The following is a 12,648-nucleotide window of genomic DNA, read 5'->3' as shown; positions in this document are numbered from 1 at the left end:
ACTGATTGAGAAGGAATAGATTCGCATGAGTTGATTCCTTCTTTTAAGTTTCCAACTTCCTGCTGATATCTGTGGGTGAGGCCACCGATAAACGAATTATAGAAACATGAAATCAATTACACTCATATATGATGATTCGATTTTGGAAGAGGTCGAAAAAGAGGTACTCCCTCTTTTTGAAAACAACTTGAAAATCAAAGTAGCATATAAGGATTACAGGACTTTTACATTTACAGATGATGATTTTTTAGTATGCTATCTCTCCGATCAGCAGCTGAGAGAATTTATTGATGACATCATAGAAAATCACTGGAAAGTAGGTTTTCTTCCCCATCCAAAAATGAAAGAAGGTTTGCAGGGATTTGGAATTTCATCAGATTTAGAAGTAGCTGTAGAAAACATACTTAAGACTGATGAATTGCTTGAAGTAGATTTACTCTATGCAAATGGGGAACCCGTACTGAATAAGCTGATTATTGGCAATACTTTCAGCTTGCTTTATGGTTCAGGTGTGGAAAAAGGAGCCTTTGCAAAACTTACCGGACGGATCAAGAATTTTTTTAAATCTTTCAGAAAAGTCAAATTACAGGATTACATTATTGAATGCAAAACTGATTCGGAAGACCTAAAAAAAATAGACACTGCCGGGTTAGGGATATTGGTGGTTCAACATGGAAAAAGCTCCATTCTATCAAGAAGAATCATTGAAGATTCGAATCCAAATGACGGTTTGATGCATTGCTTGATTTTGGCTCCAAAAAGTTATTGGGAAATAGTGAAGTTTGGCTTTACCAGTATTTTCAGAAAAAAAAGCAAAACCTCGATGCCGGATTATGTGGCACATATCAAAACAGACTGGGTTAAGATTTCGAGTAATTCTGTACTGGATTTTGCTGCAGATGGTATGGTCGCTAGTTCTAAGGAAATAGAGCTTGAGGTCAAACCAAAAGCATTAGGTATAGTGCCAGGTAAGCTTTTGGATACCAATAAAGAGGTTGAGAAGAAGAGGGTTTTCAAAATCCAAAATCTACCAACCGGAGAGTTGAAAAGAGAATTACTCAAAAGGTTTCTTCCCATTAGCAATCATGCTACTACGGAAGAGTTCAAATGGCTTTTTTCTGCGCTTAGAGAAAATTCGACATTGTCCACCAGTTATATGGTATTGATGGCGCTTTCGACGATTATAGCCACCTTTGGACTTTTTGGGGATTCCTCTCCAGTGATCATTGGTGCTATGATCCTGGCGCCTTTGATGTCGCCCATTATTTCCCTTTCCATGGGTGTATTGAGACAGGAAAACAACCTCATCAAAAACAGCCTGATTACCATTACCTATGGGTTGGCAGTTGGATATCTGTTTGCAGTTTTGATTACTTGGATAACCCCTTTGAATACAGCAAACAGTGAAATTGTCGCTAGGATCCGCCCCAATCTCCTTGATTTGGGAATTGCAGCTGCCTCTGGAGTAGCTGGTGCTTATGCACATGCCAAAAAAGAAGTTGCCAAAACCTTGGCAGGGGTGGCCATAGCAGTGGCTTTGGTGCCACCACTGGCAGTGTCTGGGATAGGCTTAGGCTGGGGAGACTGGTCTGTTTTTTTTGGAGCACTACTGCTTCTCGGGACCAACCTTGCAGGAATGGTTCTGGCTGGAGCCTTGACTTTTCTTTTTTTGGGATTCAGTCCATTTAGACTTGCCAAAAAGGGCTTGATGATCTCTATGTTTTTTGTGGTATTGATCAGTGCGCCATTGGGTTTTGGTTTTTCTAAAATGGTAAAGGAAAACAAGCTGATCCAAAGGCTTAGTGGAGCCGAGATTCCTCAGGGAAAACTCAGGGAAGTAAGGGTGATTCAAGTCAATCCCATGCGTTTGTCCATGACCATAGTATCTGAATCACCATTGGACACTTTTGAGCTGGAGGAAGTGAAAAAGGAGGTTCAGGAGATTTTAGGTGAAGAGATTGAGTTAGAACTTTCAGTAGCCATTAAGCTATAGATTTTTTTTGCCCTGCCACAAAAGTCCAATCTAAACGTATATTTATGAAACTTCTGATTTATGCTCTTATTGTCTGATTTGAATTTTTCGTTGCCTTGGACCAATCCGGTTTTGATTTTTGCAAGTATCCTATTCATCATCTTGTTTGCACCTATTTTATTAAACCGAATCCGAATTCCACAATTGATCGGGTTGATTATAGCAGGAGCGGTGATAGGCCCAAATGGGTTTAACTTGCTTGAGCGGGATAGTAGTGTGGTCTTGTTTGGCACTGTTGGGCTTTTGTATATCATGTTTTTGGCAGGTCTTGAAATCGATATGGGAGATTTCAAGAAAAACAGTGGAAAAAGTGTTGTTTTCGGACTTTACACATTCATCATCCCAATGGTATTAGGAACCTTGGGAGGGATTTATATTCTTGGATTTGCTTTGCCAACGGCCATCTTGCTGGCCTCGATGTTTGCCTCACATACATTGATAGCCTACCCCATTATCAGCAAATTGGGAGTGGTTAAAAATAAGGCAGTAAACATCACCGTAGGTGGAACAGTGATTACGGATACACTTGCATTATTAGTGCTTGCAGTTATTGTAGGCATGCATTCCGGAGAAATGGGAAATGATTTTTGGTGGAGGCTCAGTATATCAATAGTGATATTTGCTGCAATAGTCATATTTCTTTTTCCATTGATAGGAAGATGGTTTTTTAAGAAATATGATGACAATATTTCACAGTACATATTTGTGTTGGCATTGGTTTTTATGGCTGCATTTCTTGCTGAGGCAGCGGGAATAGAAGCGATAATCGGTGCATTTTTGGCGGGTCTTGCCCTCAATAGACTTATCCCTCATACTTCTCCATTGATGAATAGGGTTGAATTTGTGGGGAATGCCTTATTTATTCCTTTCTTTTTGATAGGAGTAGGGATGCTGATAGATTATAGGGTGTTTTTCAACGATTTGGAGACCATATTGGTAGCGGTTGTGATGACTGTCATAGCCATGACTTCAAAATTTTTGGCAGCATGGCTTACGCAGAAGACTTTCAGCTTCAGCAAAGCTCAGCGAGATGTGATTTTTGGTTTGAGCAATGCGCAAGCGGCGGCCACACTTGCGGCAGTTTTGGTTGGGTACAGGGTGATTTTAGGTGAAACGGAGGATGGTGAACCTATCCGTTTGTTGAGTGAAAGTGTACTGAATGGTACTATTTTAATGATTTTGGTCACTTGTACGGTAGCATCTTTAGTGGCGCAGAAAGGTGCTGCACAATTAGTGCTGGAAGAGGAAAGTGAAAGTGAAGAAGAGAAGGATGAAAATGAAGAAAAAATACTCATCCCAATAAATTACCCTGAAAATATTGAAGAATTGATCCATTTGGGTGTTACTATCAAAAACCATTCTGCCAAAAATGCATTGACAGCTCTTAACATTGTGCCTTCAGATTCGGTGGATCCTTCCAAAGAAAAACATGCCAAAAAGCTTCTGGAAAAAGCAAGTGTAAGTGCAGCAGCGACTGATAATATCCTCACAGAGGTCATCAGGTATGACTCCAATGTAGTACAGGCAATTTCCAATGTGGCGAAGGAGATAAAGGCTACTGACTTAATTCTTGGATTGCACAACAATCAGGAAATATCTGGCTCATTTTTAGGAAAACTTACGGAAGGATTGTTGAGCAAAGTCAATACTACTACTTTAATCTATAAAAGTATTCAACCTCTTAATACCATTAGTAGGTATGTTGTAGTGGTACCACCTGAAGCAGAAAAGGAAGTAGGCTTTGTTTTTTGGTTATTGAGGGTTTGGAATATAGGTAGGAATACAGGTGCGAGGCTTGTTTTCTATGCTGCCAAAGATTCGATAAAGTATATCTCACAGGTTCAGAAAAAATACACAATTGAAGCAGATTTCATCGAATTTGAAGATTGGGAAGATTTTTTGATTATTTCCCGAGATATGAAAGATGATGACGCGTTGCTAGTGATCATGAGTAGAGGTGATGGTAATTCCTTTGATCCAACGATGGAGAAGCTTCCAAGATACTTGAATAAGTATTTCTTCAATTCTAACTTCATCCTTTTGTATCCCATGCAAGTATCAGTAGATGAAAACGAGATGAAGAAACTGGGGGGAACACTTTTGATAAATCCTATAATCTCTGGGACAAACCATCTTGATAGTTTTACGAAGTCAGTTTCTAGACTTTTCAACAAAAAGTAATCCTCAAGGGCAAAAAATGATTTCTTCATTTAGTCTTCATCTTCCCGCTATACATTTGAATATTGATTGAAAGTTTTAATCATGCGTTTTAGATATAATTTCAATAAAATTAGCCTGTTCAAAGGCTTAGTGATTTGGAGTTTAGTCTGAATTCACGTTCTTTGAAAACAAAACAAAGGAAACCTATGAAGTTGTTTAGGATCATGGTTTTGATGTTATGGGCTGTATCAGCCCAAGGTCAAGGCAATGAGAATGAAACAGTAACAAAACCTGAGAAGGTTAATGTAATTCAAGAGAAAGCAAAGGAATCCCCTACAGCAGGTAGAGAGAAAGGATTGAGTGTTTCAAGTGCTGCAAGAAGGAGTACTTTGATGAGAGAAAGAGCAAATGCCAGTCCGGCTCGAGGTAATTCAGAGATAGGAAAAGAAAGGGCTGCGGCTAGAGGGAGCAATGGAAATAACGGAAAAGGGAATAACGGAAGACCCGATGGGGTCGGCAAACCTGAGCTTCCTGCTCAAGCAAGGCCATCAGTCAATGTTCCCCAATCACGACCAAATGCACCTGTAGTCAGACCCAATAGACCCGCTCCTAAGAGGCCTAATACACCCCCTGGCAGACCTAATTCCCCACCTAACAGACCAAACAATCCTCCTGGGAAACCCGGTGGTTGATTATCTGGGAAATATCTTTAAAATATCTTGGATTAAATTACTTATTAAGAGCTGATGATAAAGAAGCTTGGTTTTATATTACTGTTTTTAGTCTCATTTAAGGGGCAGCTTGCTGCCCAGGATCAGGATTCTGTCCAAACAGCATCCATTGAAAGCATTGGTTATGATTTTATCATAGTCAATACCAGGTTCCAAAATGCATTCACGTTCATGGGAAGGGATTTCGGTCTTGATATTCCGGTAATTTCTACTGACCTGATGTACTATTTTCGAAGTGGGGTCTATGTCAACCTCTCCGCCTTGAAATTCATGGAAGAGAACCTACCCTGGCAATATGCACTTTCCTTAGGCTATGCTACTGACTTGAGTGAAAAAACAGATATAAATATCAGTTATTCGCAGTTCTTGGTTGCCGGAGAAAGTGCTATTGCCGGGATTCAAAACCTTGCCTTTTTGCAAGGAAGCTTCGGTTGGGAATGGGGTCCTTTGTATAGTAGTTTTCAAACGCAGATTTTGTTCAATGAAGGTATTGACTACTTTTTCACCAGTCACCATTCCCGCTATTTCGAAATTGATCAGAGGTTGTTTAATGCTATAGTAGTTTCCTTTGAACCTAAGCTATCACTAATGGCTGGCACAAATAACTTTTACCAAATGGGTAACTTCGAAGTGCTTCCTGAAGAACAGGATGATTTAGGTAAGTTTGGTATTCAAAGTTTTGAGTTTTCACTGCCGCTGACCTTTACAAAAGGCCTATTTGAATTGGAGTTTCAGTCTAGGTATGTTCGCCCTTTTAATGTTCCGATGTTTGATCCCTCACAGCCAAGGTTTATGTTTCTTGCCCAAGCCTCGTACTCCATACCTGTCAAAAAAAATATCAAGAAAAAGAAATGAGAGTATTATTGGTAGAAGATGAACCGCAATTGGTGAAGGAGATAAAATATTTTCTAGATGCAGATAATTATATCTGTGATGTGGCTTCGCGAGTCAAAGAGGCCTCCGAAAGCATAGCTGTGAATCCATATGATTTTATCCTTTTAGACCTTGGATTACCTGATGGAGATGGGATGGATCTGTTGGAAGAAATTGGTAAATGCAAGGACATGCCTTCTGTAATTATCCTAACAGCAAGATCAGAAGTGGACGACAAAATCAAAGGCCTTCAAATGGGAGCTGATGATTACCTTTCCAAACCGTTTTCTCTTTTGGAGTTGAAAGCCAGAATGCAGGCAATTCTAAGAAGGAAGAGTGGTTTTAAAAAAGATCGGATTTCGATCAATGATTTTACAATTGACCTATCTGCCAAGTCTGTTCATTACCTTGCTGATGAAATTAAGTTGACAGGCAAAGAGTTCTCCCTTCTGCAATTTTTGGTGATTAATAAAAACAGAGTCCTCAACAGATTTCAGTTAGCCGAACATCTTTGGGGAGATCATTTGGATGATGACTACCAATCCAACTATATTGATGTGCACATTAAGAATATCCGTAAAAAACTCGGTGCTTTTGGTTCTACAGATTGGCTTGAGACTGTAAGAGGACTTGGGTACAAGGTGAAAATTTGAAACCCCTATGAAGCTATCAGCTAAATTCCTGATTTATAATTTTTTATCCAAAGGAGTATTATTGATGGTGTTTTTGATTTCTGGACCGTATTTAATTGAATTTTTGGCTGTCAATAATACGGATAGACTTCTTCAAGAAAAAAAAGAAGAAGTAATAGCCATCATTGAACAAGATGGAATTGAAAGGTTTATTTCGGAAGAAAATCGGGATATTGGATATGGCAGTTACAACCTCCTTAAGGAAGAATACATTCTTATAGAGAGAGTAAACTTCCTTTATGCTTCAGACACCATTTTTGTAGAACAAAGAATTCTCGACGAGACTTCTGTATCATACAGGGTTTTGGCTTCCACATTTCTGGCCGAAGATGAAGTGTATTTGATGGAAATAGGGCGTAGTCTAGAAACTATTCAAGACTTCAAGGAAATAGTGTTTCGGATATTTGTAAGCGTGATCCTTATTTTTCTGATCCTCTCTTTTTTGTTGGATTATAGATTTTCCCAAAGGATTATGGCTCCATTTCATTTAATCGTCGGTAAAAAACTTTCTAGTATCAAGGAACCCCAACAATTTGTACACGATAAGATTGTGACTAATACAGAGGAATTTGAGACTTTGGATTTGGCTATCTCTGCTATGATGAGGAGAATACAGAAGGCCTTTAATCAGGAAAGGATCTTTATTTCGCATGCTTCTCATGAACTTAAAACTCCCATTTCCATCTTGCAATCAAAGGTAGAAGCCATGTTTGGAAGTGAAGAAATTGACCACGTCCAAATGGAGAAACTTGTGGACATGCAGGGGACGATTTCTCACATGAAAAAGACAGTCAATGCGCTGTTGTTGATATCAAAAGTGAATAATGCACAATTTATAAAGACTGAATCTGTTAAATGTAATGAGCTTTTGGCTGAGCTTTTCGAAGACTGGGAGGGGATTGCCAAGGATAAGTCCATTGATTTGAAGCTTGATCAAAACCCTCCGTATGTATTAAAAAATACAAATCAGTCCCTTTTACTGATGATGGTAAGAAATGCCATCAGCAATGCCATTAAGTATACACCCAGAGGAGGATGTATCCGGGTATTTGGTGAATTAATGGAAGGTAAGTATACCATAGTGGTAAGTGACACAGGGTTTGGTATTCCAGATGAAATTTTGAAACAAGTAAAGGAAGGATTGGTCTTCTTAAAAGATGCTGAAAAAGATAAATCTGGATTTGGGATGCAGTTGATGTTTAAGATTGCTGTGTATTTGAACGTAGACCTAAAAATCCAAAACACTGAAAAAGGCACAAGAATTGAATTTGCCTTCCCTATTCAATAAAAAAGCTCTTTCAATTTATTGAAAGAGCTTTTTTAGTTATATGATGCTTTGGCTGTATGCTCAAATTCTAGTATTAGTGGTAGGCGGGTATCTACAAACAACTTGTCCACCGTGGCGGATCTTACACCACTAGTATCAATTTGAATCAAAAATCAGGTGTTTTTTTCCACCATCATTCCGTATATACATATTTAGTTATCTTCTCCTCTGAGCTTGATTACTGATCCTTCTAGGAGAGGACTGATACGAACCTGACAGGCCAAACGACTGGTAGGGAAATACTCAGGTAGCGTTTCCAATTGATCCAGCTCAGTATCTGTTGCTTCGCTTAATTCATCTTCCCCTTCTAAAACTTCCACGTGGCAGGTGGCACAAAGTGCCATTCCTCCGCATGTTGCCAAAACCGGATATTCTGAAGCCTTCAAAATTTCCATTAGGCTAAGCCCCATGTCATCAGGAGCTTCGATTTCCTGACGGTTACCGTCATGGTCTTCTACTGTGAATTTTACCATTTTACAAAAATATTAGAATGAGTTGACTCCGTTGACGGTGGTGTATTTGAAACTTAGTTTTTGATCAGGGTATACATATTTGAATGCAGCATGCATCATAATGGCAGCTTCATGGAACCCGCAGAGAATTAATTTTAGTTTTCCGGGATATGTGTTGATATCTCCGATTGCATATATTCTTTCCACTCCGGTAGAGTAGTCTCTTGTATCTACTTCAATTGCATTTTTATCAATATTCAATCCCCAATCAGCAATTGGGCCTAATTTTGGACTCAATCCAAAAAGAGGGATCAAATAATCAGTATCAATTGTAATTTCCTCTTTACTCTTATTTTCCAGCTTCACTGTATTCAAGTGACCATTTCCACCTAATTCTTTCAAGTTAGCGGATAAGATTAGGTCAATTTTCCCTTCATTGGCAAGGTCAAATACCTTGGCTGCAGAATCAGGTGCTCCCCTGAAAGTTTCATTTCTATGGACCAATGTCACCCTTTGGGCTACTTTTGAAAGATATATGGCCCAATCTAATGCAGAATCTCCACCACCAGCCAAGACAACTTTTTTATCTCTGAAAGTTTCCGGATTTTTCACCATGTAGGTGACACCTTTTCCTTCAAAATGATCCAATTTTTCCAATGCAGGTTTTCTTGGTTCAAAAACTCCAAGACCACCCGCTATCACGATGACTTGGGCATGTACCTGGGTTTTGTCATTGGTAGTGACTATAAATGAACCATCACTTTGCTTGGCTAGGTGGTCCACTCTCTCACCTAGGGTGAAGGTAGGTTTGAAAGGTTTGATCTGTTCCATTAGATTATCCACCAATTCCTGCGCTTTGACTTCTGGATATCCAGGGATGTCATAAATAGGCTTTTGCGGATATATCTCAGACAGCTGCCCGCCAACTTGTGGAAGGTAGTCAATCAAATGACAACGCATCTTGAGAAGGCCCGCTTCAAAAACTGAAAACAGACCTACTGGTCCAGCTCCTATGATACAAATGTCGGTAGTGATCATGATATAGATATTTTTAAGATGAAACCTTTCAGGGTTTGAAATGTTCGTGCAAATATAATTAGTATGACAAGTAATTTAAAGCATTATCAATTATTACTATTCTAGATTGGCATATATTGTATTTAGGATCCTTTTGAATTCCTGAAAGTCGGACTCATTCAGGTTCTCCCAAGCCTTCTCTCTTATTGAAGCAATCTTAGGTTTAAGTGCTTTCACCTTTTCTTCTCCAGCAGGAGTCAATATCAATTGAAAACTTCTTCTATCCAGAGGGTGAGGTTGTCTTTCGACGTAGTTTTTTTTAGTCAGGATATCAACTATTCGCGTAAGTGTAGGTTGATCCTTGAATACCAGGGTTGCCAATTCAGACTGGCTAAGAAGCTCATTTTCAGAGAGGTTTTTCATTACCAACCATTGGTCTACAGTAATGTCAAAGTCACTCAGTTTGAATTTTCTTTGCGCGTATTGTTTGACCCTTCTGGCAGTACGGTCCAACAAAAATGAATATTTACTGAATTGCTCCTGTGTCATACATATAATTAGTACAACAAATATAAGGACTATTTTTCTTTGAAAACAATAGTCTATAAAATCTATAGGGAAATTGAAGTGATTAATTGGAGCCTAAGCCGTCTTTTCGGTAAATAAGGTTGCCATCTTTGTCCCATTCTGCACGAATATATGGCCTAAAGTCCTTTGAAAATGGGATTTCTTGGTATTGGATTTCCCTTTTTCTGATGACTTTGGTTTTAGAGTCCCAATACTCAGTCCACAAGCCGACCTTTTCCCCGTAGCGGTATTCTCCTGTCACAGCGACTTGACCATCTTCATAAAAGTGGAAAAAATTTCCTTCTTTCAACTCATACTCTATAGGAGTGAGTTTTTCTATTTTATTATCAGCACGGTTGTAATAAGTAACCCTGGAATCTTTTGGCCACCCTTCGGAAAAATGAAGTTTGTCTTGAAGAACGTGCTTGTCGTTAAATGAAAGCCATGTACCGTGTTTTTTTCCAAAATAAAAATGACCCTCTTCGATCAGGTTCTCATCAATCACTTTCTCATAAGGCCCATGAAGCAAATATCCCCTTCCAGGGTCAAAATCCTTTGATCTGATCATTTTGTCCTTGGTGTCGTACCAATGAATATCTCTGATATAAGGGTCGTTTTTTTGCGTTTCTGTGGTATAAAAGAAAAAGACATAAGTCACTTGATTTCTCAAGGTATTTTTCATTCTTCCTTTTTTGGTTTTTACACCGTAGAAAATATTTTTTCTCTTTTTCTTCTTTTGCTTCTTCTTTTTTTCCTTTTTCTCATTGTCATCAAAGAGCAAAAGAGGTAAAGAAGTAGGTTGAAGCCTATCTGAGACCACACCAGTAGAATCTGGATCGGCTTCCTTTTCCTTTTTCTTGTCCTTTTGCGCAAAGGCTGACAAAGACAAGAGCATAGAAAGAAATAAAAGGGTGAAATACTTCATGTTACACAAACGCAACTAGGGTTCAATTATTTTGCTACAAAGTTACAAATCAAGAATCAAATTCCGCTTACTCTTAGAATTAATCATTGTTATCCTTAATTTTGGCGAATCTATTAAATCAACCATAAAATGAATAGCATATTATCAGATCGCATCAATCAGATGGAAGAATCAGCCACCTTGGCAATGGCAAAAAAAGCCAGAGAACTAAAAGGGCAAGGTATTGATATTATTAGTTTGAGCCTCGGTGAACCGGACTTTAAAACTCCCAAACACATACAAGAAGCCGCCAAATCAGCAATCGACGAAGGGAAGTATTTTGCGTACCCGCCTGTAGCCGGGTATCAGGATTTGAGGGAAGCTATTGCCAAGAAACTTAGAGATGTCAACCAAATAGCTGATGCTAAAGCTGAAAATATCGTTGTTTCTACCGGTGCAAAGCATTCTATCGCCAATGTTTTTATGTGTATGCTCAATGAAGGTGATGAAGTCGTGATCTTTTCTCCGTATTGGGTGAGTTATGCTGAAATCATCAAATTGGCTGGGGGTGTACCTGTATTGATAGAGGGAAATCTTGAGAATAACTTTAAAGCCACTGCAAAGCAACTTGAAGAAGTCTTGACTGATAAAACCAAGGCAATTATATACTCTTCACCTTGTAATCCTACAGGTTCAGTATTTAGCAAAGAAGAGTTGGAGGATATTGCTGATGTGGTGAAGAAGAAAAAAGATCTTTTTGTAATAGCCGATGAGATTTATGAATTGATCAACTTTACAGGGAAGCATGCCAGCATAGCATCATTTCCAGGGATGTTTGAAAGAACCATAACTGTCAATGGATTTTCCAAAGGGTATGCCATGACAGGGTGGAGAGTAGGCTATATCTGTGCACCTCTTTTTATTGCCAAAGCATGTGAGAAAATGCAGGGTCAATTTACCTCTGGAGGTACCGGTATCGCTCAAAGAGCTGCATTAGCGGCAATCGATGGTGATCATTCGGCTTCAAAAGAAATGGAGCAGGCATATTTTAACAGAAGAGAATTGGTACTGGGTCTTCTTAAAGATATTCCAGGTATCAAAACGCACGTGCCTGAAGGTGCATTCTACTTCTTCCCTGATGTTTCAGCATTCTTTGGTACTTCAGTAGGTGATTATAAAATTGGAAATGCAGATGATCTTTGTTTGTATATCCTAGAAAAAGCGAATGTATCATTGGTGACCGGAGCTGCTTTTGGAGCCCCTGACTGTGTTAGAATATCTTATGCAGCATCAGAAGATGAATTGGTCGAGGCTTTAAAAAGAATAAAAGAGGCCTTGTCAAATTTAAAATAATATCACTTACAAATGTGATTCAGTTAAAAAAGGTGCGGCAACGCACCTTTTTTTGTTTCTGTGCGGCTTGATCTTTGCAACTTGTAGAACAAGGTTAAAAAATACTTAGTAAATCATTGCAGAATTTTTATCTCCATTTTTTTAAAATATAAATATTCTAATAAAAATTTAATTTAAGTTATATTCTTAATGGCGGTGTTTAGCCAGCAAATCAGTTAATTGTTCTTTGTGTATTTTTTACAAATTAAACTCATATTGTATACTGAGGCAATTATTGTCAATGTATTTAGTTTGCAAATAATTAATTTATAATGCTTTATGTTTTATTGAAGCTAAAATCCACTGTTTTTCAAAAGAAATTATGGGCTGAAAATTATGATGTCTTTTTTAATTTCGTTTGAGCGCATTTATAGAGACTGCAAAAGCCTCAAAACGAGCAATGTAAATTTTTCATTAAAAAATCAAAAAATACCAAGTGGTATTCCTTGCATTAAATAATAATTATTGCATATATTTGTGACGGGTGATTAAGCAACTTTT

Annotated in this window: 11 protein-coding genes; 7 read left to right on the top strand and 4 right to left on the bottom strand. The window is 38.4% G+C overall.

Annotated elements, in window-relative coordinates; all coding sequences use genetic code 11:
• Positions 1–106: 106 nt before the first annotated feature.
• The 6 genes from CLW00_RS11420 (at position 107) to CLW00_RS11395 (ending at position 7,776) form a co-directional block, all read left to right on the top strand.
• The gene (locus tag CLW00_RS11420; RefSeq protein WP_106133816.1) at positions 107–1,993 is read left to right on the top strand and encodes a DUF389 domain-containing protein; all 1,887 of its coding nucleotides are present in this window, start codon (positions 107–109) and stop codon (positions 1,991–1,993) included.
• A gap of 60 nt (positions 1,994–2,053) precedes the next feature.
• A complete protein-coding gene (locus CLW00_RS11415) occupies positions 2,054–4,213 on the top strand; it encodes a cation:proton antiporter (protein WP_106133815.1) in 2,160 nt (719 codons plus the stop codon).
• A 185-nt stretch (positions 4,214–4,398) separates the two neighbouring features.
• The gene (locus CLW00_RS11410; protein WP_106133814.1) at positions 4,399–4,884 is read left to right on the top strand and encodes a hypothetical protein; all 486 of its coding nucleotides are present in this window, start codon (positions 4,399–4,401) and stop codon (positions 4,882–4,884) included.
• A gap of 54 nt (positions 4,885–4,938) precedes the next feature.
• Positions 4,939–5,778 carry a TorF family putative porin gene (locus CLW00_RS11405; protein WP_211300190.1) on the top strand — a complete coding sequence of 280 codons (840 nt, stop codon included), beginning with the start codon at positions 4,939–4,941 and terminating at the stop codon, positions 5,776–5,778.
• Positions 5,775–6,449 (top strand): response regulator transcription factor, encoded by a 675-nt coding sequence (locus CLW00_RS11400; protein WP_106133812.1) that lies wholly within the window; start codon positions 5,775–5,777, stop codon positions 6,447–6,449. The genes CLW00_RS11405 and CLW00_RS11400 overlap by 4 nt, the downstream gene beginning before the upstream one ends.
• Positions 6,450–6,456: 7 nt before the next feature.
• Positions 6,457–7,776, top strand: coding sequence for a sensor histidine kinase (locus CLW00_RS11395; RefSeq protein ID WP_106133811.1), 1,320 nt, complete (start codon positions 6,457–6,459; stop codon positions 7,774–7,776).
• Positions 7,777–7,967: 191 nt separating this feature from the next.
• Here CLW00_RS11395 and CLW00_RS11390 read toward each other — a convergent pair whose 3' ends face one another.
• The 4 genes from CLW00_RS11390 to CLW00_RS11375 all read right to left on the bottom strand — a co-directional run bounded on the left by CLW00_RS11390 (position 7,968) and on the right by CLW00_RS11375 (position 10,776).
• The gene (locus CLW00_RS11390; protein WP_106133810.1) at positions 7,968–8,288 is read right to left on the bottom strand and encodes a 2Fe-2S iron-sulfur cluster-binding protein; all 321 of its coding nucleotides are present in this window, start codon (positions 8,286–8,288) and stop codon (positions 7,968–7,970) included.
• 12 nt (positions 8,289–8,300) lie between these two features.
• A complete protein-coding gene (locus CLW00_RS11385; RefSeq protein ID WP_106133809.1) occupies positions 8,301–9,305 on the bottom strand; it encodes an NAD(P)/FAD-dependent oxidoreductase in 1,005 nt (334 codons plus the stop codon).
• A gap of 96 nt (positions 9,306–9,401) precedes the next feature.
• A complete protein-coding gene (locus CLW00_RS11380) occupies positions 9,402–9,833 on the bottom strand; it encodes a MarR family winged helix-turn-helix transcriptional regulator (protein WP_106133808.1) in 432 nt (143 codons plus the stop codon).
• A gap of 82 nt (positions 9,834–9,915) precedes the next feature.
• Positions 9,916–10,776 carry a toxin-antitoxin system YwqK family antitoxin gene (locus tag CLW00_RS11375; protein WP_106133807.1) on the bottom strand — a complete coding sequence of 287 codons (861 nt, stop codon included), beginning with the start codon at positions 10,774–10,776 and terminating at the stop codon, positions 9,916–9,918.
• Positions 10,777–10,905: 129 nt separating this feature from the next.
• On the opposite strand from CLW00_RS11375, the gene CLW00_RS11370 reads away from it, so the two are divergent.
• Positions 10,906–12,108, top strand: coding sequence for a pyridoxal phosphate-dependent aminotransferase (locus CLW00_RS11370; RefSeq protein ID WP_106133806.1), 1,203 nt, complete (start codon positions 10,906–10,908; stop codon positions 12,106–12,108).
• Positions 12,109–12,648: the final 540 nt, after the last annotated feature.

Origin of the sequence: Mongoliibacter ruber, from assembly GCF_003003005.1 — a bacterium.
Lineage (GTDB): Bacteria > Bacteroidota > Bacteroidia > Cytophagales > Cyclobacteriaceae > Mongoliibacter > Mongoliibacter ruber.
This window is presented reverse-complemented; position numbering and strand designations above follow the sequence as displayed.

What these genes read in the sequence shown, in the direction of transcription:
- CLW00_RS11420 (WP_106133816.1), top strand. Translation starts at nt 107, where the DNA reads ATGAAATCAATTACACTCATATATGATGATTCGATTTTGGAAGAGGTC.
- CLW00_RS11415 (WP_106133815.1), top strand. Translation starts at nt 2,054, where the DNA reads ATGCTCTTATTGTCTGATTTGAATTTTTCGTTGCCTTGGACCAATCCG.
- CLW00_RS11410 (WP_106133814.1), top strand. Translation starts at nt 4,399, where the DNA reads ATGAAGTTGTTTAGGATCATGGTTTTGATGTTATGGGCTGTATCAGCC.
- CLW00_RS11405 (WP_211300190.1), top strand. Translation starts at nt 4,939, where the DNA reads ATGATAAAGAAGCTTGGTTTTATATTACTGTTTTTAGTCTCATTTAAG.
- CLW00_RS11400 (WP_106133812.1), top strand. Translation starts at nt 5,775, where the DNA reads ATGAGAGTATTATTGGTAGAAGATGAACCGCAATTGGTGAAGGAGATA.
- CLW00_RS11395 (WP_106133811.1), top strand. Translation starts at nt 6,457, where the DNA reads ATGAAGCTATCAGCTAAATTCCTGATTTATAATTTTTTATCCAAAGGA.
- CLW00_RS11390 (WP_106133810.1), bottom strand. Translation starts at nt 8,288, where the DNA reads ATGGTAAAATTCACAGTAGAAGACCATGACGGTAACCGTCAGGAAATC.
- CLW00_RS11385 (WP_106133809.1), bottom strand. Translation starts at nt 9,305, where the DNA reads ATGATCACTACCGACATTTGTATCATAGGAGCTGGACCAGTAGGTCTG.
- CLW00_RS11380 (WP_106133808.1), bottom strand. Translation starts at nt 9,833, where the DNA reads ATGACACAGGAGCAATTCAGTAAATATTCATTTTTGTTGGACCGTACT.
- CLW00_RS11375 (WP_106133807.1), bottom strand. Translation starts at nt 10,776, where the DNA reads ATGAAGTATTTCACCCTTTTATTTCTTTCTATGCTCTTGTCTTTGTCA.
- CLW00_RS11370 (WP_106133806.1), top strand. Translation starts at nt 10,906, where the DNA reads ATGAATAGCATATTATCAGATCGCATCAATCAGATGGAAGAATCAGCC.